Below are 750 nucleotides of genomic sequence, written 5' to 3' on the forward strand. Positions count from 1 at the left end.
CGGGACGTCGGGCACGTACTCGAGGACCTGGGTCGACACCACCGCGTCGAACGACCCGTCGGCGTACGGGATCGCCTCCGCTCCGGCCAGCTCCAGCTCGACGGCGGCCGCGTCGGTCCCCGGGTCTCGGCGGGCTGCGACCGCGAGCATGTCGGCGCTGAGGTCGATCCCGCAGACCCGTCCTCCCGGCCCGACCACAGCGGCGATCTCGGCCGGCCAGGAACCCCGGCCCGACGCCGACGTCGAGCACGCTCTCCCCCGAGCCGAGTGCCAGCGCGGCGATGACCCCGGCGCGCTGCTCGACGATGTCGGGTGTCGTGTACGCCATCTCGACACGCCGCACGGCTTCCTCGTCGAACTCCATCATTCCGGTCATGGCTCCTCCTCTGCTGCCAGCCTGAGCCATCCCGCCGACCACTGCCAGCGCGCAACTGAGGCCGTTTCGCGCGCCGGGGGACGCACAGGCTGCACGCCGCGGTGTCGGCGTCCGCTCGTGCCGAGATGTGGGTGGACGGACCAGTTGCACCCCACCGCGTGCCGGCGCGGTGCGAGCCCTCTTTCCGACTCATGCGTCGTGCCTGCCGACGGGCTAGGGTCGTTCCATGGGCGCCGTGCTGGTGAACGGTGTGGTCCTTCACGTCGAGGAGCACGGGACCGGGGTGCCGATCCTGGGCATCCACGGCACGGGGAGCTCGGCGAGTCTCTGGGCCCGAGCGGTGCCGGAGCTGGCGGCACGGGGACGAGTGATCC

General features: G+C 72.3%; 1 protein-coding gene. It reads right to left on the reverse strand.

Annotated features, from left to right (window positions below):
- Positions 1-198, reverse strand: a 198-nt coding sequence (locus tag ACFQQI_RS19405; RefSeq protein WP_378567414.1) for a methyltransferase domain-containing protein, incomplete at its 3' end; no start/stop codon positions are given.
- Positions 199-750 lie beyond the last annotated feature (552 nt).

The organism is Nocardioides sp. GCM10030259, from assembly GCF_042666375.1.
GTDB lineage: Bacteria > Actinomycetota > Actinomycetes > Propionibacteriales > Nocardioidaceae > Nocardioides.